This window comes from Brevundimonas sp. Bb-A, assembly GCF_009394735.1.
In the GTDB taxonomy this organism is placed as follows: Bacteria; Pseudomonadota; Alphaproteobacteria; order Caulobacterales; family Caulobacteraceae; genus Brevundimonas; species Brevundimonas aurantiaca.
On record NZ_CP045456.1, the window covers coordinates 2,179,265 to 2,202,227 of the forward strand.

27 protein-coding genes and 1 other RNA gene are annotated in these 22,963 nt (G+C 66.4%); 13 read left to right on the plus strand and 15 right to left on the minus strand.

The genetic code is table 11. From position 1 onward, the window contains the following. The first annotated feature begins 38 nt into the window (after positions 1-38). From miaA to BSP_RS10705, 4 genes are all read left to right on the plus strand, one after another. Positions 39-920, plus strand: coding sequence for a tRNA (adenosine(37)-N6)-dimethylallyltransferase MiaA (gene miaA / locus BSP_RS10690; protein ID WP_370513358.1), 882 nt, complete (start codon positions 39-41; stop codon positions 918-920). Between the two features lie 5 nt (positions 921-925). Beyond that, positions 926-1,291, plus strand: a transfer-messenger RNA (tmRNA) gene (gene ssrA / locus BSP_RS10695). Between the two features lie 89 nt (positions 1,292-1,380). Beyond that, positions 1,381-1,851, plus strand: coding sequence for an SspB family protein (locus BSP_RS10700; protein ID WP_152950331.1), 471 nt, complete (start codon positions 1,381-1,383; stop codon positions 1,849-1,851). Between the two features lie 63 nt (positions 1,852-1,914). Then, entirely contained in the window at positions 1,915-2,679 is a 765-nt protein-coding gene (locus BSP_RS10705; protein ID WP_152950332.1) for a C13 family peptidase, read from the plus strand. Here the strand turns inward: BSP_RS10705 and BSP_RS10710 are convergent. Beyond that, entirely contained in the window at positions 2,648-3,004 is a 357-nt protein-coding gene (locus BSP_RS10710; protein ID WP_054765871.1) for a RusA family crossover junction endodeoxyribonuclease, read from the minus strand. The two genes, BSP_RS10705 and BSP_RS10710, sit on opposite strands and share 32 nt — an antisense overlap. Further along, entirely contained in the window at positions 3,001-3,618 is a 618-nt protein-coding gene (locus tag BSP_RS10715; RefSeq protein ID WP_082382700.1) for a peptidylprolyl isomerase, read from the minus strand. The genes BSP_RS10710 and BSP_RS10715 overlap by 4 nt, the downstream gene beginning before the upstream one ends. A gap of 81 nt (positions 3,619-3,699) precedes the next feature. Between BSP_RS10715 and fumC the strand changes: the two genes are divergently transcribed. Both fumC and BSP_RS10725 read left to right on the plus strand, forming a co-directional pair. Then, positions 3,700-5,091, plus strand: a complete 1,392-nt coding sequence (fumC, locus tag BSP_RS10720; protein WP_152950333.1) for a class II fumarate hydratase — start codon at positions 3,700-3,702, stop codon at positions 5,089-5,091. A 76-nt stretch (positions 5,092-5,167) separates the two neighbouring features. After that, positions 5,168-6,247 (plus strand): alpha/beta hydrolase, encoded by a 1,080-nt coding sequence (locus BSP_RS10725; protein WP_152950334.1) that lies wholly within the window; start codon positions 5,168-5,170, stop codon positions 6,245-6,247. A 2-nt stretch (positions 6,248-6,249) separates the two neighbouring features. Here BSP_RS10725 and BSP_RS10730 read toward each other — a convergent pair whose 3' ends face one another. Continuing rightward, positions 6,250-6,636, minus strand: a complete 387-nt coding sequence (locus BSP_RS10730; protein ID WP_054765875.1) for a YccF domain-containing protein — start codon at positions 6,634-6,636, stop codon at positions 6,250-6,252. A gap of 88 nt (positions 6,637-6,724) precedes the next feature. Continuing rightward, positions 6,725-6,964 carry a DUF2171 domain-containing protein gene (locus BSP_RS10735; RefSeq protein ID WP_152950335.1) on the minus strand — a complete coding sequence of 80 codons (240 nt, stop codon included), beginning with the start codon at positions 6,962-6,964 and terminating at the stop codon, positions 6,725-6,727. A 142-nt stretch (positions 6,965-7,106) separates the two neighbouring features. On the opposite strand from BSP_RS10735, the gene BSP_RS10740 reads away from it, so the two are divergent. After that, a complete protein-coding gene (locus BSP_RS10740) occupies positions 7,107-8,342 on the plus strand; it encodes a patatin-like phospholipase family protein (protein WP_152950336.1) in 1,236 nt (411 codons plus the stop codon). Between the two features lie 2 nt (positions 8,343-8,344). Further along, positions 8,345-8,533, plus strand: a complete 189-nt coding sequence (locus BSP_RS10745) for a DUF4169 family protein (protein WP_054765878.1) — start codon at positions 8,345-8,347, stop codon at positions 8,531-8,533. Between the two features lie 3 nt (positions 8,534-8,536). Here BSP_RS10745 and BSP_RS10750 read toward each other — a convergent pair whose 3' ends face one another. Beyond that, on the minus strand, positions 8,537-9,430 hold the full coding sequence (locus BSP_RS10750; RefSeq protein ID WP_054765879.1) for a DMT family transporter: 894 nt from the start codon (positions 9,428-9,430) through the stop codon (positions 8,537-8,539). A gap of 151 nt (positions 9,431-9,581) precedes the next feature. Here BSP_RS10750 and BSP_RS10755 point away from each other — a divergent pair, with 151 nt between their 5' ends. Then, positions 9,582-9,806 carry a ribbon-helix-helix domain-containing protein gene (locus BSP_RS10755; RefSeq protein ID WP_054765880.1) on the plus strand — a complete coding sequence of 75 codons (225 nt, stop codon included), beginning with the start codon at positions 9,582-9,584 and terminating at the stop codon, positions 9,804-9,806. Between the two features lie 28 nt (positions 9,807-9,834). Beyond that, complete coding sequence (locus BSP_RS10760) at positions 9,835-10,554, plus strand: SIMPL domain-containing protein (RefSeq protein WP_054765881.1); 720 nt, start codon at positions 9,835-9,837, stop codon at positions 10,552-10,554. On the opposite strand, the gene BSP_RS10765 is transcribed toward BSP_RS10760, so the two are convergent. Beyond that, entirely contained in the window at positions 10,535-10,762 is a 228-nt protein-coding gene (locus BSP_RS10765) for a hypothetical protein (RefSeq protein ID WP_152950337.1), read from the minus strand. The genes BSP_RS10760 and BSP_RS10765 overlap by 20 nt on opposite strands. Positions 10,763-10,908: 146 nt before the next feature. On the opposite strand from BSP_RS10765, the gene BSP_RS10770 reads away from it, so the two are divergent. The 3 genes from BSP_RS10770 to BSP_RS10780 all read left to right on the plus strand — a co-directional run bounded on the left by BSP_RS10770 (position 10,909) and on the right by BSP_RS10780 (position 14,716). Further along, positions 10,909-13,266 (plus strand): ATP-dependent helicase, encoded by a 2,358-nt coding sequence (locus BSP_RS10770; protein ID WP_054765882.1) that lies wholly within the window; start codon positions 10,909-10,911, stop codon positions 13,264-13,266. A 95-nt stretch (positions 13,267-13,361) separates the two neighbouring features. Beyond that, positions 13,362-14,453 (plus strand): PLP-dependent cysteine synthase family protein, encoded by a 1,092-nt coding sequence (locus BSP_RS10775; RefSeq protein WP_054765883.1) that lies wholly within the window; start codon positions 13,362-13,364, stop codon positions 14,451-14,453. 80 nt (positions 14,454-14,533) lie between these two features. Continuing rightward, a complete protein-coding gene (locus BSP_RS10780) occupies positions 14,534-14,716 on the plus strand; it encodes a DUF3606 domain-containing protein (RefSeq protein WP_054765884.1) in 183 nt (60 codons plus the stop codon). 3 nt (positions 14,717-14,719) lie between these two features. Here the strand turns inward: BSP_RS10780 and BSP_RS10785 are convergent, their stop codons facing one another. The 9 genes from BSP_RS10785 to BSP_RS10825 form a co-directional block, all read right to left on the minus strand. Further along, entirely contained in the window at positions 14,720-14,914 is a 195-nt protein-coding gene (locus tag BSP_RS10785) for a hypothetical protein (RefSeq protein ID WP_054765885.1), read from the minus strand. 11 nt (positions 14,915-14,925) lie between these two features. Then, on the minus strand, positions 14,926-16,332 hold the full coding sequence (gene lpdA, locus BSP_RS10790) for a dihydrolipoyl dehydrogenase (protein ID WP_152950338.1): 1,407 nt from the start codon (positions 16,330-16,332) through the stop codon (positions 14,926-14,928). A 2-nt stretch (positions 16,333-16,334) separates the two neighbouring features. Then, positions 16,335-16,814: a glutathione peroxidase gene (locus BSP_RS10795; RefSeq protein WP_152950339.1), complete on the minus strand. Its 480-nt coding sequence runs from the start codon at positions 16,812-16,814 to the stop codon at positions 16,335-16,337. A gap of 13 nt (positions 16,815-16,827) precedes the next feature. Further along, the gene (locus BSP_RS10800) at positions 16,828-18,141 is read right to left on the minus strand and encodes a pyruvate dehydrogenase complex dihydrolipoamide acetyltransferase (RefSeq protein WP_152950340.1); all 1,314 of its coding nucleotides are present in this window, start codon (positions 18,139-18,141) and stop codon (positions 16,828-16,830) included. After that, a complete protein-coding gene (locus BSP_RS10805) occupies positions 18,138-19,517 on the minus strand; it encodes a pyruvate dehydrogenase complex E1 component subunit beta (protein ID WP_152950341.1) in 1,380 nt (459 codons plus the stop codon). Before BSP_RS10805 ends, BSP_RS10800 begins: the two co-directional genes overlap by 4 nt. Positions 19,518-19,520: 3 nt before the next feature. Beyond that, positions 19,521-20,549, minus strand: coding sequence for a pyruvate dehydrogenase (acetyl-transferring) E1 component subunit alpha (gene pdhA, locus BSP_RS10810; protein ID WP_054765890.1), 1,029 nt, complete (start codon positions 20,547-20,549; stop codon positions 19,521-19,523). A 133-nt stretch (positions 20,550-20,682) separates the two neighbouring features. Next, positions 20,683-20,982, minus strand: coding sequence for a septum formation initiator family protein (locus BSP_RS10815; RefSeq protein ID WP_054765891.1), 300 nt, complete (start codon positions 20,980-20,982; stop codon positions 20,683-20,685). Between the two features lie 138 nt (positions 20,983-21,120). Continuing rightward, positions 21,121-22,398, minus strand: a complete 1,278-nt coding sequence (gene eno / locus BSP_RS10820) for a phosphopyruvate hydratase (protein WP_054765892.1) — start codon at positions 22,396-22,398, stop codon at positions 21,121-21,123. A gap of 89 nt (positions 22,399-22,487) precedes the next feature. Then, positions 22,488-22,922 carry a hypothetical protein gene (locus tag BSP_RS10825; protein WP_227975928.1) on the minus strand — a complete coding sequence of 145 codons (435 nt, stop codon included), beginning with the start codon at positions 22,920-22,922 and terminating at the stop codon, positions 22,488-22,490. Between the last annotated feature and the right edge of the window lie 41 nt (positions 22,923-22,963).

Consider the following 22,963-nt stretch of genomic DNA (forward strand, 5'->3'; position numbering starts at 1 on the left):
CGTTCTATCGCCCCTGGATGCCGCCCGCGAGCCTCGATTTGTCCAAGCCGCCGTTAGTCACCCTGATCGCCGGCCCCACCGCCTCGGGAAAATCCGCCTTGGCGTTGAAGATGGCGCGCGAGACCGGGGCGGTCATCATCAACGCGGACAGCCAGCAACTCTACGCCGACCTGCGCATCCTGACCGCCCGCCCCTCGCCGGAGGACGAAGCTCTGGCCGACCACCGACTCTATGGCGTCGCCGACGCGGCGGAGGCCTGGTCGGTCGGACAATGGAGCCGGGCCGCCCTGACCATTCTGGACGAACTGCGGACGGAGAATCGCCCCGCCGTCCTCGTCGGCGGCACGGGCCTTTATTTCGCAGCCCTGACACGTGGGCTGGCCGACATTCCTCCGGTTCCCCCCGCCGTCCGCGACCAGATCGAGGCGGACTATCTGGCGCAAGGCGAGGCTGCGTTTCGCGCCCGCCTCGCCGACGTCGACCCCCAGGCCGCCCAATCCATAGAAGTCGGCGACCGCCAGCGCCTGGTGCGGGCCATGAGCGTCCATTCCGCCAGCGGTCGCTCGCTGACAGACTGGAAGGCGCGGACCCGCCCGCTTCTGGAGCCCGGTTCATGGACGGGCCTCGTGCTCGAACCGGATCGCGCGGTCCTCTACGCCAACTGCGACCGGCGCGTGGATACGATGGTGGAAACGGGGGCCCTGACCGAAGTTCGACGCCTCATCGCGCGCAATCTTTCACCCGCCCTGCCGGCCCTCAAGGCAGTGGGCGTGCGCGAGCTCGCCGCCTATACCTCCGGCGACCTTGAGCGCGAGCCGGCCGTCGCTGCGCTGAAGCAGGCCACACGGAACTACGCAAAGCGGCAGCTGACCTGGTTCCGAAACCAGACGCCGGACTGGCTTCGGCTCCCCGGCGCCTGACGACGGGGCTTGGAAACCGCCCAGGCCACGCCTATATTCGCGTCGTTCGGCTTCGGCCGGACTATGGCGATAAAGGTGCCTGTAATAAGCGGACCGGACCCGGGTGCGATTCCCGGCGGCTCCACCATTTCTCCCCGCGTTATCGGCGGAGGCAGTATGGGGCCGACTAGCATCGACGGACGTGTAAAGAGGATTGCTTTCGCTCGTCCTGGCCCACCGTATCGGGCCATTTTCTAACTGCGAACGATAACTTCGCTGGAGAAGTCGCTCTCGCCGCGTAATGCGGTTCGGGTGATTTCGAACCTTAAGTCCTAGGGGTTCAGATCCCTGGGCGGGGCCTGTCGGGAGCCTGGCAACAGAATCCCGGCGCTTATCCCGCACATCCTGCGTCTTTACCTCATTCACATCTTTCGCCCACGCGCCTGCGCCGCTATCAGTCGCGCTTAATTGCGAGGTGACGATGACCGACCAGACCCCTCCGGTCGATGAGATGCAGTACGAGCGGCTGGCGCACGAGGCTTTGCGCGGCGTGATCCGGTCTGCGCTCGATCATGTGGCCGCCGAAGGTCTGCCCGGCGCGCATCACTTCTACATCACCTTCAAGACCCGGGCCGCCGGCGTCAGCATTCCTGCGGACATGCTGACCAAATATCCCGATGAAATGACGGTGGTGTTGCAACATCAGTATGAGGATCTTCAGGTCGAGGCCGACCGCTTTTCCGTGAAGCTCCGCTTCGGCGGCGTGCCTCGCACCCTCGCCATGCCCTATACGGCGGTGACCCGCTTCTACGATCCCAGCGTCCAGTTCCTGCTGCAGTTCGAAGAACCCGAGATCGTCGAGAATGTGGAAGACGCCACGCCGCCGGAAGATCCGGTGCCGACGTCCGACGGTCCGAAGGTCGTTTCCCTGGACCAGTTCCGCAAGAAATAGCGCCTTCCCTCACCCCGTCCTGGCGCTAAGCTCCCGTGTAAGGGATGTGGATGAGGACGTGCGATGGGTCGGTGGACCACGGCGGCGGTCGTAATGTTCAGCCTGGTCGTCCTGGGTTGTTCGGCCCAGGCGCAGAACCGGTTCGACGGCTGGGCCTCCGCCGTCATAGCCGCCGACTGGCGCGACAGCGACGGCCGAGCGATCACCGCCTTCGACAACGCCCAACGCGACCTGTCCAAGGCCTTTCAGCGAGCCGGCTTCGATCCGGCCTCCATGGTCAGCGTGAGCCTGCGTCCGGACGTCGCCGCGCCGGTGGAGGCCGAGGACAGCCTGCGTCGGTTTGCCGAGGCGGCTGAACGGGCGACGCGCGGCTGCCTCTTCTACGTCACCTCCCACGGCTCTCCCGAAGGCCTGGTTTTCGGACCGGAGGCGACGCTGGCTCCAGAGGATCTGATCCCTGTCTTGCGTCAAACCTGCGGCGATCGTCCGACGGTCGTGGTGCTGTCCGCCTGTTTCTCGGGCGTCTTCGTCGACGGCCTGAAGGGACCGAACCGCATGGTCATGACCGCCGCCCGGCGCGATCGCTCCTCATTCGGCTGCGCCGCCGACGCCCTGTATCCCTATTTTGATGAATGCGTGCTGGACGGGCTGAAGACTGCGCCGGATTTCATCGCCCTGTCCCGCGCCGCCACGTCTTGCGTCGACGCGCGCGAACAGGCGGAGGGGCTCTCTCCGGCCTCCGAGCCTCAAACGGCGATCGGCGCGAACATGCAACTGCTTTTGCCGACGCTGCGGTTCAGGCCCTACGAGGATAGGACCGGATCGTAATCCGCTCGCGCTCGCCTTCCCGCCGCTCCACCAGAAGACGGGCCACCTGGCTGTCGTCGTGGAACAGATAGCCCTTGATCGAATCGAGCAGGGCCTTGGCCAGGTTGTCGAGGTCCATCCACGGCGGTTCGCCGACATGTTCCATGCGGATCTCGACCACATGATCGCCCCAGGACGGCCGCGACGCCCACTCCTTGCGCATGAACTCATAGACCAGCGGCTTGTAGTATTTGGCTTGGGTGGTCAGGCCGTCGATGACGATCTCGACCGCCTCGCCGTCCTCACGGGCCCGCACCTTGCCGGTTCCGATCCAGCCGACGGTCATCGGGTGCAGACGGACGGCGCGGCGTCCAGCAAACGGGCGGAACGGATGACGACCGGCGGCGTGAGCTGCTCTTGCGCGTTCGCAGGCATCTTCTGGATGCGGCGCGCCACATCCAATCCCTCGATCACCCGGCCGAAGGCGGCGAATCCCTGGCCGTCCGGATTGCGGGCGCCGCCGAAATCCAGGCTGGGCGTGTCCTGGGTCACAATGAAGAAGCTGGACGTCGCGCTGTCCGGACCGTCACGCGCCATGGACACGGTCCCCGCGAGATGACGCAGTCCTGTGTCCCGAGTCCGCTCCAGCGGAATGGGCGGACGGGCGTCGTCGTCGCTGCCCCGCGGCGTCGCCGCCTGGATGACGTCGATCGGGTTCGGGTTGGCCGTATTGGTCTCGCGCACCACGGTGCGGAAGAAGGACCCGTTGTCATAGTCGCCGAAGACGACGTAGCTGATGAAGTTGCAGGTGCTGATCGGCGCCGCTTCGGCGTCAAGGGCCAGAACGATTCGCCCGGCCGTCGTGTCCAGGGCGACGCGCGGTCGAGGCTCTTCAGCGGGAAGTCCGGCGCATCCCGCCAGCATCAGCAGAGTCGCCGTTAGAATATGCTTTGGTCCCATGGCCGCCTCGCCTTGCCCTGCTCTTCTCTCGTGCTACACCGCCGCGCATACAATCGCCACGCCTGAGAGCCTTGTCCGCGCATGAGCAACGTCCGCACTGAAACCGACACCTTCGGCCCCATCGAGGTCGCCGCCGATCGCTACTGGGGGGCCCAGGCGCAACGGTCTCTGGGCAATTTCAAGATCGGCTGGGAGAAGCAGCCCCTGCCGGTCGTGCGGGCCCTGGGCATCGTCAAGCGCGCCGCCGCCGAGACCAACCGCGACCTGGGCAAGCTCGACCCCGCCCTGGCCGACGCCATCATCCAGGCCGCCAACGAGGTCATCGAGGGCAAGCTGAACGACCACTTCCCCCTGGTCGTCTGGCAGACGGGTTCGGGCACCCAGTCGAACATGAACGCCAATGAGGTGATCTCGAACCGCGCCATTGAAATCCTGGGCGGCGAGATGGGCTCCAAGAAGCCGGTCCACCCCAACGACCACGTCAATATGAGCCAGTCGTCGAACGACACCTATCCGACGGCCATGCATGTGGCCTGCGCCGAACAGGTCGTCAACGACCTGATCCCTGCGCTGAAGCACCTGCACGCGGCCCTGGACGCCAAGTCGAAGGCCTGGGCCCACATCATCAAGATCGGCCGCACCCACACCCAGGACGCCACCCCCCTGACCCTGGGCCAGGAGTTCGGCGGCTACGCCCAGCAGGTCGCCAACGGCATCGAGCGGATCGAACAGACCCTGCCCAAGCTGATGGAACTGGCCCAGGGCGGCACCGCCGTCGGCACCGGCCTGAACGCCCCCATCGGGTTTGCCGAAAAGGTTGCCGCCCAGATCGCTCAGATCACCGGCCTGCCCTTCACCACCGCCCCGAACAAGTTCGAGGCCCTGGCCGCCCACGACGCCATGGTCTTCAGCCACGGCGCGATCAACACGGTGGCCGCCTCGCTGTTCAAGATCGCCAACGACATCCGCTTCCTGGGCTCCGGTCCGCGTTCGGGCCTGGGCGAACTGGCCCTGCCGGAGAATGAGCCGGGCTCGTCGATCATGCCGGGCAAGGTCAATCCGACCCAGTGCGAAGCCCTGACCCAGGTCTGCGTCCAGGTCTTCGGCAACAACGCCGCCCTGACCTTCGCCGGCTCGCAAGGCCATTTCGAGCTGAACGTCTACAACCCGGTCATGGCCTACAACTTCCTGCAGTCGGTCCGCCTGCTGGCCGATGCGGCGATCAGCTTCACCGACAACTGCGTCGTCGGCATCGAAGCCCGCGAAGACAATATCGCGCGCGGCCTGAACAACTCGCTGATGCTGGTCACGGCCCTGAACGGCAAGCTGGGCTATGACCTCTGCGCCAAGATCGCCAAGACCGCGCACAAGAACGGCACCACCCTGCGCGAGGAAGCCGTGGGCGGCGGCTATCTGACCGACGCCGAGTTCGACGAGGCGGTGCGACCTGAAAAGATGATCTCGCCCGGCTGACGTCCGGCTGTTAAACTTGCAACCAAGGCGCGGCCCGAGGGATCAGCCCTCGGGCCGTCGTCATTTGGAGGCGGCGATGACCGAGGTCCGGGTATTCTTCACCACCAACCGCAACTATCAGCCCGCCAACAAGCGACAGGTTTTCGGCCGTACCTTCAATCCCGACGGCGTCGCCGCCCTGCGGTTCGGCTATGCCGATTTCAAGTCCGATCCCCAACGACCGGTCCTGCAGGACCTGCACGTCTATCCCGATGTCCTGAACCAGACCGACGTGATCAAAACAGGCGGCGGCATGTTGATGGAGGATCTGCGCGCCTCTATGGCCCAAGGCAGGAAGTGCGACACCCTGGTCTTCATCCACGGCTTCAACGTCAGTTTCACCGGCGCCCTGCAGAGCGCGGCCCTGCTGGCTCAGGGACTGAACATCGGCGGGCATCCGCTGAATGTCGTCGTCTTCAGCTGGCCTTCGGATGGGTCGGCCGTGCCCTGGATGTCCTACTACAGCGACCGGGAGGATGCGCGGGCGTCAGGGCCGTCGGTCGCGCGGGCGTTCCTGAAGTTCAGGGACTTCGTCCTGGCGCTGAACGAAGCCGACTACTGTCAGCGGCGCGTGCATCTGCTGACCCACAGCATGGGCGCCTATGTGCTGCGCCAGGCTTTGCAGGCCCTGATCGCCAAAGATCGGGATGGACTGACCCGTCTGTTCGACCAGATCCTTCTGGCCGCCCCGGACGAGGACGACGACGCCTTCGAGCACGACACGAAGCTTCGGCTGCTGCCCCGCATCGGGCGACAGGTGACCGTCTATCATAATCCCAACGACAAGGGCCTGACCGTCTCGGACAAGACCAAGGCCAATCCGGACCGCCTCGGCTCCGACGGCCCTCGCCTGGTGGATCTGATCCCCAAGAAGGTCGCCCTGGTCGATTGCCGCGTGGTCGCGGGATCGGCCGATCCCTTCATCGAGCACAGCTATTATGTGCGGAGCCAGGCGATGAACGACGACATCTCGGCGGTGCTGGCGGACACACCCCTGGACGACATCCCCAACCGGATCTTTGTCGAACGCCAGCGGTCCTGGCGGATCGTCGCGGAGACCGGCGTCAAGCCGGCCCGACCGCCCGAACCGACTCGCCCCGACGCACCACCCACATAAACCTAAGGCTTGTCGCGGATCGTTCGTCCCACCGGAGCCAGCGCCAGCTTGGCCAGTTCCAGATCCTTCAGGGCGAAGGGAATGCCGATGATCGACACGAACTCGGCCACCGCAATAACCAGGTGCGACAGGGCGATGTACCAGCCCGCCACGACGAACCAGACGATGTTCAGCACCAGACCCAGACAGCCCGCCACCGGATGGGCGTCCTGCCAGACGATCTCGCGTCCGAAGGGCCAGAAGGAATAGCTGGCGATCCGCCAGGCGGCGAAGGTCCAGGGCAGGCCCACCACGGTCAGGGCCAGGATCGCGCCGCCCAGCAGCCACAGCAGGCCCGACAGCCACCCGCCGAAGACCAACCACAGGATATTCAGGATCAGACGGATCATCGCACCTCTCCGAGAACAATGTCCTCCAGATAGAACGAAGGCCCCGCCGGCGACAGCGGGGCCTTCATTAATTCGCCGACACCTGGCCCTAGTGGGGTTTCTCGGTCCAGCGCGCCTTGGCGTCGTCTTTCGTCAGGCTCAGATGGACGTGCTTGTCGTCAACCCGCTCGACCCAGCTGACCGGGATCAGGTGGTGTTTGAAGGCGCCCGCGAGGTCCAGCTTGGCGAGTTCGATCTGGTCGCCGAGAACATGATCCACGCGGCCGACATGACCGCCGTCCGATCCGACGACTTCAAGATGTTCTTTGATGAGCGAGGCGTCGACCATGAGGGTTCTCCGGGTTTGAAGGTTGGTCCCATGAAACGGACGCGCCACGAGCGGGTTTCAAACCGCAGCGCTTGCTGCTGTATAGGCGACGAGGCAGAACCTGAGCCCGCCGCCGGCTCCGCCACGGATCGTCGAGGTACCTATGAAACGCGCCTGTTCGACGCTGCTGGCGATGATGATAGCCTGGTCCGTCGCCGCCTGCGGCACCCTGCAGCGGCCGGAAGGCCCGCTGCGCCTGGCCGATGGCGCCCTGATCCCGGCTCAGGATCCGCGCATCCGCACGAACGACGCCGCGCGCCTCGAGGCCTTCACCGAAGAAGTGGGCCAGCGCCTGGCTCAGAAACATGATCTGTCGATCCTGGCCCTGTCCGGCGGCGGGGCCAACGGCGCCTATGGCGCAGGCGTGCTGGTCGGCTGGACCGAGCGGGGCGACCGGCCGGTCTTCGACATCGTCACCGGCGTCAGCACGGGCGCCTTGGCCGCCCCCTTCGCCTTCGCCGGTTCGGCATGGGACGCCCAGCTGGGCCACGCCTATACGGACGGGGGCGCCAGCAGTCTGTTGAGCTGGCGCAGCCTGGCCTTCTTCCTCTACCCCAGCCTCTACAGCGCCTCGGCGCTCCGGACTCTCGTCGACGAGAACGTCACCCCCGACCTCCTGGCGGCCATCGCCCGCGAACACGCCAAGGGCCGCCGCCTGCTGGTCGCCACAACCAATCTGGACAGCGAGGAGACGGTCATCTGGGACATGGGCCTGCTGGCCAGCCAGAACGACGAGAATTCGCGCGCCCTGTTCAAGGAGGTGCTGGTGGCGTCCGCCAGCATCCCGGGCGTCTTTCCGCCCGTGCTGATCGCCGGTCTTCAGCCGGACCAGACCGTGGTGATGGAAATGCACGCCGACGGCGGGGTCAACACCCCCTTCCTCGCCATCCCCGAGCCCCTGGCCCTGTGGACGCGGCCGCAGGACGAGCCCGGCGGCGGCGCCCTCTATGTCGTGGTCAACGGCCAGGTCGGCCGCAACGAAGGGGTCACGCCCGGTCGGCTGACCGCAATCCTGATGCGCAGCTACGACAGCATGAGCAAGGCTTCGCTTCGCACCCATCTGGCGACCACCGCCGCCTTCGCCCGGCGCAACGGGATGAGCCTGTCCCTGTCCGCCATTCCCGATAATGTCGAGGCTTCCAGCCTGGAGTTCGACCAGAAAACCATGACCGCCCTGTTCGAACTGGGGCGCCGGCAGGGTCGGTCCGCCGAGGCCTGGACCCGCCTGGATCGGCCGGACCCTTCGCCTGGCTTCCTTCCCGCCAAGGCCCTGCCCGCCGACGAGGTCCCCGAGCCACTGAGACCCCACGAGGCCGACAGACCCGAAAAACAGAACTGACCATGGCCGAAATCATCAACCTGAACCGGGTGCGCAAGGCCCGCGCGAAGTCCGAAGACAAGACCCGCGCGGCGGCAAACCGCGTCGTCCACGGACGCTCCAAGGCCGAGAAACAGGCCGCCCGGACCGAGCAGGAGCGAGCGGACCGTCGCCTGGACGCTCAGAAGCGCGAGACGCCGACGGAGGACTGAGCCTTAAGCCGCCTTGGGCGCCCGGATCAGCAAGACCTGGCCCGCCAGCACAAGGGCCAGCCCGACCAGCATGGTCACGCCGACCTCCGCCCCCTCGAACAGAACGGACATGATGACGGCGATCGGCGGGGTCAGGGCCGAGATATAGCTGGCGAGGGCGAACCCCCTCTGTTTCGCCAGGGTGAAGTACAGGCCGAAGGCGATGACCGATCCGAAAAGCGACAGGTGCAGCAGGGACAGAACATAGGCGGGTGTCGCCTCGACCCGCCACTCCACTCCGGTTGCAAGCCCGTAAGCAGCCAACATGGCCGTGCCATAGGCCATGGCCCAGGCTGTGGCGGCCATGACCGGGGCTCCGGCCTGCTGACCGCGCCAGGCAAACCAGTTGCCCAAGGCGGAGGCGAGCACCGCGACGAGTGCCAGCACAATGCCCAGCCCCGGCGCCGATCCGGCGGAAGCCCCCGTTCCCGCCAGTTGGCCAAACGACAGGACCGCGACACCGCAAATCCCCAGCACCGCCCCCTGCCAGGCGCCGGCGGACGCCTTCTGTCGCTCCACCAGCCGGAACATGACGAGGTTCACGAAGGCCAGGGCCGCAAAAATGACCGCCACCACGGCCGAGGCCACCCGCTCCTCGGCCGCATAGACGAAGCCGTAGCTGACCGCGAAGACGAAGGCCCCCTGCCCCACGGCGGCCAGATGCTGGACGCGACTCAGCCTGAGCGGCCGCCGCGTCAGGGCGCAGAAGCCGAACAGGACGACAGCCGCCAGACCGAAACGCCAGACGATCGAGACGATCGGATCAACCACGCCCAGCTGCAGGGTGATGGCGAACCAGGTCGTGCCCCAGATGAGGGCGCAGACGAGGATGGCTAGGACGGTGACGGGGCGACTCATGCAAGACTCCGGCTGACGGCGCCGGAATACCATCCCCGCCCTTCCGGCGCCGTTCACGTCTTGCGCCCGTGTGTGACGTCAATTCCAGGAGAAAACCCGCCATGTGCAGTACTCGCCGTCCCTCGCCCGGACGCTTCAGGGGACCTGCGCAGTGAGCGGCCTGCGGAAGCGTTCGGTCGTGCTCGCGGGCCACGCCACCTCGGTGGCGCTGGAACCGGAGTTCTGGGCCGTACTGGACCGGATCGCGGCCCGCCGCAGCCTCTCCAAGGCGCAACTGCTGGCCGACATCGACGCGGGTCGGGGCCGGCGCCCGCTCGCCTCCGCCTGTCGATTGCTGGCGCTCAGCTGGGTGGCGGAACACGGGGTGGAGATGTAAAATCGGCCGCCGACAAGGAGCCTTCCCTATGGACACCCCGCGCCTGATCCCCGCCGCCGTCTTCGGCGGCCTGGTCGCCCTGGGCCTGATCGGCGCCGGCGCTCTGATCGGCCAGGGCGTGGTCCACGCCCGCGCCGGCGACCGCACCGTGACCGTGCGCGGCCTGTCGGAGCGCGAGGTGAAGGCGGATCTGGCGGTCCTGCCGCTGCGCTTCACCGCCTCGGGCGAGGTTCTGTCCGAAGTCCAGGCACGGATCGACGGCGACCTGGCCCTGGTCCGCCAGTTCCTGAAGTCCCAGGGCTATCCGGCCGAGGCCGTCGATCTGGGACGGCTGGAGGTGGCCGACACGCGGTCTCGGGAATACGGAGTCCAGAACGGCGGCCCTCGCTTCATCCTGGCCCAGACCGTCATCGTCCGCACCGGCGACGTCGCCCGGGTCCAGGCCACCACCCGCGCCCTCAACGACCTGGTCCGTCAGGGCGTGGTGCTTCAGGATTTCCAGGGCCCCTCCTACATCTTCACCAAGCTGAACGCCGTCCGGCCCGAGATGATCGCCGAAGGCACGGCGGCGGCGCGCACCGGCGCCGAACAGTTCGCCAAGGACTCGGGCACGCCGCTCGGCCCCATTCGCCAGGCGACCCAGGGCTCCTTCGAAATCCTGCCGCGCGACGGCGCGGGCGGCGACGAATCCGGCTCCATCGACAAGAAGGTCCGGGTCGTGACCACCATCACCTATAGTCTGAAATAGGCCCGTCCGGCGCCTGTACCTCGCCCAGCTGGACGATCTCGGACGCGGGCCGTTCGGTGGGTCGCCGCTCGTCGACCTCCCGCTCACCCGTCGATTCGACCAGGGCGACCCACACGGCGATAACGGCGAACATGCCGACCATGCCGAGGACGAAAGCCCGCCAACCGCCTCCGTCCTGTCCAGGTCTTCGGTCCGATGGTCGGGTCATCCTCTGCGCCTTCCGTTGCATCGTCAGGGGAACAGAGCCTCGGCGGAACCGGTTCCGCAGTTCATTTCCGGACCGGTCCTGACATCGCCGTCTGGTCCCCTTATGTTCCCTTCTTCGATTCTGACCGCCCGGACCGCTTGCCGCCTGTGACCGATCTTCCCGCCCCCCGTATTTCAGACCTGGCCCGCGCGCGTGCGCCGCAGGAGGGAGAGGCGCGCGACTATCTGTCTGGACTGAACCCCGAGCAGCGCGAGGCGGTCGAGACGACGGAAGGCCCGGTCCTGGTCCTGGCGGGCGCCGGCACGGGCAAGACGCGGGTGCTGACGACGCGACTGGCCCACATCCTGGCCACCGGCCGCGCCCGCCCGTGGGAGCTTCTGGCCGTCACCTTCACCAACAAGGCCGCGCGCGAAATGCGCGAACGGATCACCCATCTGATCGGCCCCTCCGCCGAAGGCCTGCGCTGGCTGGGCACCTTCCACTCCATCGCCGCCCAGATCCTGCGCCGCCACGCCGAACTGGTCGGGCTGAAGTCCAGCTTCACCATCCTGGACACCGACGACCAGGAGCGGCTGCTGAAACAGCTGCTGGAAGCCGCCAATATCGACACCAAGCGCTGGACGCCCAAATCCCTGGCCGGCCTGATCGACCACTGGAAGAACCGCGGCTGGACGCCCGACAAACTGCCGCCCGGCGAAGACTTCGCCAACGGCAAGGGCCAGGGTCTTTACGCCGCCTATCAGGCCCGCCTGCGCACCCTGAACGCCTGCGACTTCGGCGATCTGCTGCTGCACAACATCACCATCCTGTCCAAGCACGCGGACCTGGCCGAGGAATACCGGCGACGCTTCCGCTACATTCTGGTCGACGAATATCAGGACACCAACGTCGCCCAGTATCTGTGGCTGCGGCTGCTGACGGCCTCGACCGGCAATGTCTGCTGCGTCGGCGACGACGACCAGTCGATCTACGGCTGGCGCGGGGCCGAGGTGGACAACATCCTGCGCTTCGAGCGCGACTTCCCCGGCGCCAAGATCGTCAAGCTGGAGCGCAACTATCGCTCGACCAGCCATATCCTGGGCGCCGCCTCGGGCCTGATCGCGGCCAACCGCGACCGTCTGGGCAAGACCCTGTGGACCGAGGACGACAGCGGCGACAAGGTGCGGGTGCGCGGCGTCTGGGACGGCGAGGCCGAGGCCCGTCTGATCGCCGATGAGATCGAGACCGCGCGTCGCCCCCACGCCGGCAAGCCGGGGCTGAAATACAAGGACATGGCCATACTGGTCCGCGCCTCCTTCCAGATGCGCGCCTTCGAGGAGCGGCTGGTCATGCTGGCCATCCCCTACCAGGTCATCGGCGGCCCCCGCTTCTTCGAACGCGCCGAAATCCGCGACGCCCACGCCTATCTGCGCCTGATCCAGTCCGAGGACGACGACCTGGCCTTCGAGCGGATCGTCAACGTCCCCAAGCGCGGCATCGGCGACACCAGCGTCCAGAAGATCCTGCAGATCGCCCGCCAGCACGACCTGTCCGCCCTGACGGCCGTGCGAGGCCTGATCAACACCGACGAGCTTCAGGCCCGCACCCGCACCGCCCTGTCCAACTTCGTGCGCGACCTGGACCGCTGGCGCGCCCTGGCCGAGACCACGCCTCACTGGCAGGTCATGGAGACGGTGCTGGAGGAGAGCGGCTACACCGAGATGCAGAAGGCCGACCGCACCAGCGGCCAGACGCGGCTGGAGAACCTGAAGGAACTGACCCAGTCCATGCAGCAGTTCGAGACGCTGCAGGCCTATCTGGAGCATGTCTCCCTGGTCATGGACCTGGAACGGGCGACGGCCGAGGACCCGCACGGCGACGGGGCGGTCCAGATCATGACCCTGCACGGCGCCAAGGGACTTGAGTTCCCGCTGGTCTTCCTGCCCGGCTGGGAGGAAGGCGTCTTCCCCAGCCAGCGCAGCATCGACGAAAAGGGCGAGAAGGGCCTCGAGGAGGAACGCCGCCTGGCCTATGTCGGCGTCACCCGCGCCAAACAGGACGCCCGCATCTCCTTCGCCGCCAACCGCCTGGTCTATGGCCGCTGGACCTCGCAACTGCCCAGCCGCTTCGTCGACGAACTGCCCATCGCCCACGTCGATCCCCAATCCGACACCGGCTACTACGGCGCCTCGACCGGCATGAAGGAGGCCAAGAGCCGCTGGGACGACGCGCCCAGCTTCGGCAGCGGCTATTCCTCCCCCGGTTGGAAACGGGCCCAAAGCTTCACCGCCGCACAGACGCCGAACCGCATCCCCGCGCGCAAGGCCGTGATCGAGGGCGACGGCCGCCTGATCGCCACGGCGGACCCGAAGTCCAGCTCAGGATGGGCGCGCGGCCAGCGCGTCTTCCACCAGAAGTTCGGCTACGGCCACGTCCGCGTCATAGAGGGCAACAAGCTGCTGGTCGATTTCGAAAAGGCGGGCGAGAAACGGGTGATCGACAGTTTCGTGGAGAAGGCGGACTGAACGGAGCGACGTCGGCGTGGCGGCGATCATCCGCCTTTGCCGTCGGCCAAGCTTTGGCCTAAGCCATCGCCTTCCTGTCTGCGACCGAGTCCGCCATGTCCGCCCCTGCCCGTCCCACCGTTGATCGCGCCTGGTTGAGCTGGGCCATGCGGCGGATCGAGGCGGACTACAACCGCTCGGCCGACACCCATCTGATCCCGGTGGACATGCCGGCCCTGTCGGACATCGCCCTGTATCTGAAGGACGAATCCAGCCACCCGACCGGCAGCCTGAAGCACCGTCTGGCGCGGTCGCTGTTCCTCTACGCCCTCAGCAACGGCTGGATCGGCGAGGGCATGACCATCATCGAGGCGTCCAGCGGCTCGACCGCCGTGTCCGAGGCCTATTTCGCCCGGATGCTGAACCTGCCCTTCATCGCCGTGGTGCCGCGCTCCACCGCCCAGGAGAAGATCGCCGCCATCGAATTCTACGGCGGACGCTGCCATTTCGTGGACGTGCCCGGCGAGGCCTACGCCGAGAGCCAGCGGCTCGCCGACGAACTGGGCGGCCACTACATGGACCAGTTCACCTATGCCGAACGAGCGACAGACTGGCGCGGCAACAACAATATCGCCGAGTCCATCTTCGCCCAGATGCGACGCGAGCCCTGCCCCGTCCCGCGCTGGATCGTGTGCGGCGCCGGCACCGGCGGCACCTCGGCGACCATCGGCCGGTTCGCCCGGTTCAATCGCCACGACACCCGGATCTGCGTCGCCGACCCGGAAGCCTCGGTCTTTCACCGTCACTGGGCCGACGCGGCGGTCCAGAGCAGCGCCGATCGCCCGTCCCTGATCGAGGGCATCGGCCGAGCGCGGGTCGAGCCCTCCTTCATCCCCAGCGTGGTGGATCGGATGATCGTCGTCCCCGACGTCGCCTCCATCGCCGCCACCCGCGTCCTCAGCCGGCGTCTGGGCCGCCCCTGCGGCGGATCGACCGGCACCAACCTGTGGGCCTGTGTCGAACTCGCTCAGGAGATGGCGCAGGCGGGCGAATGCGGTTCGATCGTCTCGATCCTGTGCGACCACGGCGACCGCTACGCCTCGACCTATTTCGACGACGCCTGGATCTCCTCCCAGGGCCTGGACACAGCGCCCTGGGAGGCCCGCCTGGACGCCTTCTTCGAAACCGGCGTCCTGCCCGAGGCCTGAACCGCCTGTCTTGTCGGGATGAACAGGACTAAGAAGAGCCGAGAGGCCGCAAACGGTCCGAACCTCTACAGGAGCCGACCATGGCGGGCCTCAAGGACAAGCGCGGCTTCATCGACAAGGACCGCATCGACCTGACCGAGCGTCAGTCGGTCGAATACCGGATGAAGCGCTGGGGCGTGACCAAGGATCAGATCACCGCCGCCCACCGCAAGGTCGGCCGCATGACCAAGGACATCGCGGCGGAGCTGGGGAAGAAGCGCTGAGCCTCAGTCCCTGGCCTGCGTCAGGATCATCTCGGGCGTTTCCCTGACGCGAAACACCTTGGCCACAAACTGGTTATCGATGCTGACCTCCGTCAGAGTCGGCTGACCATGTTTGCCGTCCTTCACGATCAATTCGCGGACGTGGTTCAGGTTGATCCAGTGAACCACGCCGTTTGTCTCGGTGACCTTGGCGAACATGGACCTCTCCATCAGATGTGCAGCACCCGCCCATAGGCGTCCAGCGCCGCCTCGTGCATGGCTTCCGACATGGTCGGGTGCGGATAGACGATGCCGTGGATGTCCTCTTCCGTCGCCTCCATGGTGATGGCGGTGACATAGCCCTGGATCATCTCGGTGACTTCGTGGCCGATCATATGGGCGCCGATCAGGGCGCCGGTCTTGGCGTCGAAGATCACCTTGACGAAGCCGTCGATCTCGCCGGCGGCGACGGCCTTGCCGTTCACGCGGAACGGGAAGCGGCCGATCTTGACCTCGCGCTTCTCGGCGCGGGCGGCCTGTTCGGTGACGCCGACCGAAGCGACCTGCGGCTGGGCGTAGGTGCAGCCGGCGATGGGCGAGACGACATTGGGAGTCTTGTAACCGGCGATATATTCGGCGGCGTGAATGCCTTCGTGGCTGGCCTTGTGCGCCAGCCAGGGCGCGCCGGCGCAGTCGCCGATGGCGAACAGGCCCTTGACGTTGGTCTGGCAGTGGCTGTCGGTCTTGATATGGCCGCGGTCCAGCTCGACGCCCAGGGCCTCCAGGCCGATGCCGTCGGTGTTGGCGGTGATGCCCACGGCCGAGATGCAGACCTCGGCCTCTAGGGCCTCGGCCTTGCCGCCGACTTCGATGTCCACCTTCACGCCCGCGCCGGTCTTGGAGACCTTGGTCACCTTGGCCCCGACCTTGAACTTGACGCCGCGCTTCTCGAACGATTTCTGGGCGGCCTTGGAGACCTCCTCGTCCTCGACCGGCATGATGCGCTCGACCGCCTCCACGACCGTCACCTCACAGCCCAGGGCGCGATAGAAGCTGGCGAACTCGATGCCGATGGCGCCCGAGCCGATCACCACGAAGGTCTTGGGCAGCTTCTTCGGCGCCAAGGCGTCGCGATAGGCCCAGATCTTGTCGCCGTCGGCCTCCAGACCGATCTGCGGCAGGGCGCGCGCCCGCGCGCCGACCGCCAGCATCACCGACTTGGCCTCGACCGTGCGCGATCCGCCGGCCTTCAGGGCGATCACGACCTTGGGCGCCGCAGCGCCCTTCTCCAGCTTGGCCGAACCCTCGATCACCTCGATCTTGTTCTTCTTCATCAGGAAGGCGACGCCCTTGTTCATCGTCGCCGCGACGCCGCGCGAGCGCTGGATGATGGCGTCGAAGTCGAACGACGCGCCGGACGCCGACAGGCCGTAGTCCTTCAGATGGCTCAGGCTCTCGAACTTCTCGCCCGACTTCAGCAGGGCCTTGGTCGGGATACAGCCCCAGTTCAGGCAGATGCCGCCTAGGTTCTCGCGCTCGACGATGGCGACCTTCAGGCCCAGCTGGCTGGCGCGGATGGCCGCGACGTAACCGCCGGGGCCCGAGCCGATGACGACGAGATCGAATTCAGCAGCCATGATCAGATCAACTTCTCGATGTCGGCCTTGATGGCCTCAGGTTCAGTCTGCGGGGCGTAGCGGGCGACCACCCTGCCCTCGCGGTCGGTCAGGAACTTGGTGAAGTTCCACTTGATGGATTGGGAGCCGAGGAAGCCCCGTTTCTGCTTGGTCAGCCAGGCATAGAGCGGATGCCGGTTCGGCCCATTGACCTCCACCTTGTCGAAGAGGGGGAAGCTCACGTCGAAACTGGTGGCGCAGAAGGCGGCGATCTCCGCCGCACGGCCCGGCTCCTGGTTGCCGAACTGGTTGCAGGGAAAGCCCAGAACCTCGAACGGCGCATCGGCGAAATCTCGGTGCAGCGTCTCCAGACCCTCGTATTGGCCGGTGAAGCCGCACTTGGACGCGGTATTGACGATCAGCAGCGCCTGACCGCGAAACCGGTCCAGCGACACCTCGGCGCCGTCGATGGCGCGGGCGGAGAAGTCATAGACCGAGGTCATGACTTCCTCCCCCTCACGCCAGCATCGCGACGGGATCTTCGATCAGCGGCTTGAACGCCTGCAGGAAGCGGGCGCCGGTCGCGCCGTCCACCACGCGGTGATCGCAGGTCAGGGTCACGGTCATGACCGTGGCCGGAACCACCTGGCCGTTCTTGACCACGGCCCGCTGCTCGCCCGCGCCCACGCTCATGATACAGCCCTGGGGCTCGTTGATGATCGAGGTGAACTGCTTGATGCCGAACATGCCCAGGTTGGACACCGAGAAGGTGCCGCCCTGGAACTCTTCGGGCTTCAGCTTGCGGTCACGGGCGCGTTTGGCCAGGTCCTTGGACTCGGTCGCGATCTGCGCCAGACCCTTGGTCTCGACCTTCCTGATGATAGGGGTGATCAGACCGCCGTCGATCGCCACCGCCATGGAGACGTCGGCGTTGTGGTGCATGGCGATGCCTTCGGGCGTGTAGGAGGCGTTCGCCTCCGGCACCATCTTCAGGGCAAGGGCGGCGGCCTTGATGACGAAGTCGTTGACCGAGACCTTGATCCCCTGCGGCTCCAGCATCTTGTTCACCTTGGCGCGGACGGCCATCAGCTGGTCGATCTCGCAGTCGATGAACAAGGGGAAGTGCGGCACGTTCTGCACGCTCTCCACCATCCGCCGCGCCACGGCCTTCTTCATCCCGTCCAGCGGGATCAGGTCGTAGCTGCCGTCCGGAATACCCATCTGGGCCAGGGACAGGGCCTTGCGGGGCTCAGCGGCGGCGGCCGTCGCAGCGGCGGCGGCGGGCTGGACAGATCCCTTGCCGGCGGCTTCCACATCGCGGCGCACGATGCGCCCATGCGGACCGGTGCCCTTGACCGACTTCAGATCGACGCCGTTCTGAGCCGCGATGCGGCGCGCCAGGGGTGAGGCGAAGATGCGCTGGCCGCTTTCGGACTTCGGCGCCGGCGCGCTCTTAGGCGGCAGAACGGCCTCGGCGGACTTGACGCCTTCGGGCGTGGCCACGGCCTGTCCGCTTTCATGGCCGGCCGGAGCCGGCTTGTCGCTCGTCGGAGGGCTGGCGGCCTTGTCGGCCTTCGGGGCCGCCGCGCCGCCCTCGTCCTTCAGTCGGGCGATGGGCGTATTGACCTTCACCCCTTCCGTCCCTTCAGCGACCAGGATGTCGGTGATCTCGCCCTCGTCCACGGCCTCGACTTCCATCGTGGCCTTGTCGGTTTCGATCTCGGCGATCACGTCCCCGGCGGAGACGACGTCGCCGACCTTCACATGCCACTTGGCCAGGACGCCCTCTTCCATGGTCGGAGACAGGGCCGGCATCAGGATATCGGTCATGCCATCACCTGCTTCACGGCTGCGATGATCTTGTCCACGCCCGGCAGCGACAGGGCTTCCAGATTGGCGGCGTAGGGCAGAGGCACGTCCTCCTGGTGCACCCGCAACGGCGGGGCGTCCAGATAGTCGAAGGCGTGTTGGATGACGCGGGCCACCACCTCGGCGCCCACGCCCATCGGACCCCAGCCCTCTTCGGCCGAGACCAGGCGGCTGGTCTTCTTGACGCTCTGGACAATGGTGTCGGTGTCCAGCGGACGCAGGGTGCGCAGATCGACCACCTCGCACTCGATGCCTTCCTCGGCCAGCTTCTCGGCGGCCTGCAGGGCGAAGCCGACCATGCGGCTGTGGCAGGTGATGGTGACGTCGCGGCCTTCGCGGCGTACCTTGGCCTTGCCGATCGGCAGGACATAGTCCTCGACCTCCGGCACGTCGAACTCCAGCCCGTACATCATCTCGTGTTCGAGGAAGACGATCGGGTTCGGGTCGCGGATGGCCGCCTTCAGCAGGCCCTTGGCGTCGGCCGCATCATAGGGGGCGATGACCTTGAGGCCCGGCACCTGGGCATACCAGGCCGAATAGTCCTGGCTGTGCTGGGCCGCCACGCGGCTGGCCGCGCCGTTCGGGCCGCGGAAGACGATCGGCGCCTTGATCTGACCGCCCGACATATAAAGCGTCTTGGCGGCCGAGTTGATGATGTGGTCGATCGCCTGCATGGCGAAGTTGAAGGTCATGAACTCGACGATCGGCTTCAGGCCCGCCATGGCGGCGCCGACGCCTAGGCCCGCGAAGCCGTGCTCGGTAATCGGGGTGTCGACCACGCGCTGGTCGCCGAACTCCTGCAGCAGCTCGCGGCTGACCTTGTAGGCGCCCTGATACTGGGCGACTTCCTCACCGATCAGGAAGACCTTGTCGTCGCGACGCATCTCCTCGGCCATGGCGTCGCGCAGGGCGTCACGGATGGTCGTCTTCACCAGCTTGGCGTCGGCCGGGATTTCCGGATCGCGCAGCTCGACCTTGGGGGTCGAGGTCTGGGTCGGGGCCTTTTCGGGATCGCCGGTCTTGCCCTCGGCGGTCGCCTTGGGCGCATCGGCCTGGGCCTTGTCGGACTCCGCCTTCGGGGCGGGCGCCGCCGCGCCGTCTTCGCCGGCCAGACGCGCGATCGGCGTATTGACCTTCACATTCTCCGAGCCTTCGGCGACCAGGATCTCCAGCACTTCGCCTTCATCCACGGCCTCGACTTCCATCGTGGCCTTGTCGGTTTCGATCTCGGCGATCACCTGGCCGGCCGACACGGTGTCGCCCGCCTTGATGTGCCATTTGGTCAGCGTGCCCTCTTCCATCGTGGGGGACAGCGCCGGCATGAGGATGTCGGTCACGGATCAGGCCTCCACGTAGACGTCGGTATAGAGCTCGGACGGATCGGGTTCCGGGCTTTCTTGGGCGAATTGAACGGCCTCTGCGACGATGGCCTTGATCTCGTTGTCGATGGCCTTCAGCTCGTCCTCGGTCGCATTGGCGGCGGCCAGCAGGGTCTTGACGTGATCGATGGGATCGCGGGTCTTCTTGACCTCGTCCACCTCTTCCTTGGTCCGGTACTTGGCCGGATCGGACATGGAGTGGCCGCGATAGCGGTAGGTCTTGACCTCAAGGATGTAGGGACCTTCGCCGGCGCGGGCGCGCTCGACCGCCTTCTTGACCGCGTCACGGACGGCCAGAACATCCATGCCGTCGACCTGTTCGCCGGGAATGCCGAAGCTGGCGCCGCGCTGGCTGAGCTGGGTCGTGGAGGACGAGCGTTCGATGCTCGTGCCCATGGCGTACTGATTGTTCTCGATGATGTAGATGGCCGGCAACTTCCACAGCTGGGCCATGTTGAAGCTTTCGTACACCTGACCCTGGTTCGAGGCGCCGTCGCCGAAATAGACGAAGGCCACCGAATCGTCGCCGCGGTACTTGCCCGCAAAGGCCAGGCCCGTGCCCAGCGCCACCTGGGCGCCGACGATGCCGTGGCCGCCGTAGAAGCCGGTCGGCACGTCGAACATGTGCATCGAGCCGCCCTTGCCCTTGGACGAGCCGCCGATGCGGCCGGTCAGTTCGGCCATGACTTCCTTCGGATCCATGCCGGCGGCCAGCATATGGCCGTGGTCGCGGTAGCCGGTGATGATCTTGTCATGGCCCTGTTTGACGCTCTCCTGAACGCCCACGGCCACGGCTTCCTGGCCGATGTACAGGTGGCAGAACCCCCCGATCAGACCCATGCCGTAAAGCTGGCCCGCCCGCTCCTCGAAGCGGCGGATGAGCACCATCTCACGGTAATAGCGGAGGAGGTCCTCCTTGGAGGCCGAAGGCGTGTTCGGCAGTTTGTCAGGCGCAGTGGTCTGAGCGGCTTTGGCTGGGGCTTTCGCCATCCGGCATCTCCCGGCTAGGCGCCGGGGAGCGACGCCTTCTTATCGTTACGGAAGGGGGCTTTAGCAGCCTTCGTTCCCGAAACGCAAAGGGGGGCGGGCCAAGCTGTAACAATAGTTCAAGTGGGGAGGATTTTCACCCCTGAACGGATTGCGCCTGAACGGCAATCACATAGTCGCGCGGGTCCGAAAACCCGAGAACCGCGCGGGCCCGCTCCTCCAGCAGATCCTTGGACAGGCTGTCGCTGCGCAGATAGCGCACGCGGGTTTCCAGATCGCGCCGTTGTTCCGTCAGATGGGCGAGCTGCGCCTCGCGCTGCCCCAGCAGGGCGTCCCGCGACGATCCGCTCAGCAGGCCGCGCTCGCCCGTCAGGGCCTGCACCCCAAGATAGGCGAGCAGGAGCAAAAGGACAATGGACAGGCGGTACGGCTTCATCCGTTCGGGCAAGACAGACGCTCCTTCTGAGCGCGAGAGACACAGTTCGTTAACTGTGCCCGAAAATGCCTAACGAAAAGTAGCTTAGCCTTAAGAAAGTCGGCGAAGAATGCCGATTCTTCGCCGACAATTCGTGGCTTAGCGCAGGAGCATGCCGTCGCCGAAATAGACGGCCTGGTCACCCAGCATCTCCTCCAGGCGCAGCAGTTGATTGTATTTGGCCACCCGATCGGAGCGGGCCAGCGAGCCGGTCTTGATCTGTCCGCAGTTGGTGGCCACGGCCAGGTCGGCGATGGTCGAATCCTCGGTCTCGCCCGATCGGTGGCTCATCACGGCGGTATAGCCAGCGCGGTGGGCCATATCGACGGCGTCCAGGGTCTCCGACAGGGTGCCGATCTGGTTGACCTTGATCAGGATGGAGTTGGCCAAGCCCTCGCCGATGCCGGCGGCCAGACGCGCGGGATTGGTCACGAACAGATCGTCGCCGACCAGCTGGACCCGGTCGCCCAGACGTTCGGTCAGCAGGCGCCAGCCGTCGAAATCGTCCTCGGCCATGCCGTCCTCGATCGAGACGATCGGGAACCGCTCGCACAGATCGACCAGATAGGCGGCCATGCCCTCGGCGTCGACGGTCTTGCCCTCGCCCGCCATCACATATTTGCCGTCCTTGAAGAACTCGGTCGAGGCGACGTCCAGACCCAGGTGGAAGTCTTCGCCGGCCAGATAGCCGGCCGCCTGCCCCGCCTTGGTGATGAAGCTCAGGGCTTCCTCGGCCGAGGCCAGATTCGGCGCAAAGCCGCCTTCGTCCCCGACGTTGGTGTTATGACCGGCGTCCTTCAGCTGCTTCTTCAGGGCGTGGAAGATCTCCGTACCCATGCGCAGGGCGTCGGTGAAGGTCTCGGCGCCGGTCGGCAGGATCATGAATTCCTGGATGTCGATCGGATTGTCGGCGTGGGCGCCGCCGTTGATGATGTTCATCATCGGCGTGGGCAGGACGCGGGCAGAGACGCCGCCGATGTAGCGATGCAGCGGCAAGCCGGCCGAGATGGCGCTGGCCTTGGCGGCGGCGAGTGACACGCCCAGGATGGCGTTGGCGCCCAGACGGCCCTTGTTCGGCGTGCCGTCCAGCTCGATCATCGCCTCGTCGATCCGACGCTGATCCTCGGCGTCCATGCCGGACAGGGCGTCAAAGATCTCGCCGTTGACGGCGTCGACCGCCTTCTGCACGCCCTTGCCGCCCCACATATCCTTGTCGCCGTCGCGCAGTTCGACGGCCTCGTGGGCGCCGGTCGAGGCGCCCGAGGGCACGGCGGCGCGGCCGAAAGAGCCGTCATCCAGGATCACATCCACTTCCACCGTCGGATTGCCCCGGCTGTCGAGAATCTGGCGGGCGACGATGTCGGCGATGTCGGTCATGGCTCGGCTCTTTGGCTCAGGCGAAAAACAGGTCCGAGGGGTTTAGCCGTCTCCCTGCGAATCGCCAATGGCTGCCGCGCCCCTTGCCGTCAGGAACAGCCCTCGACCAGCTGTATCGACGGATCGCCCGCATGGATCGCTTTCACCTTGCCGTCGGCGCCGACCTCATAGCGAAGGCCGCGCGCCGCAGGATCGACGACATAGGCGGTGGAGCCGCCGCGCGACCAGACGAACAGATCCTCCGCAGGAGCCGGCTCATATTTGTGCGGCTGGGCGAAGACGGCGCCGCCATAGGCCTGTTTGATCGCCATGCCGTCGTCGCCGAGGCCGAAGCCGCGGTCGGTCTTGACCGTCGCCTCACGGGCGGCGGTGATCCGGGTCAGGACGCCGTTCTGAATCATGACCCTCACATCCGCGGGCGCCTTCGTGGGATGGAACTCGTCGCAGGTCTCGGGATCGGGGCCGCCGACCGCATTGGGCTGCGAATCCTCGCCCCAGACCTGAACCAGCTGGGCGCGTGTCATGCCGATCCGCGCGGGGCCCAGGCCCTCGCTGGTCAGGGCGT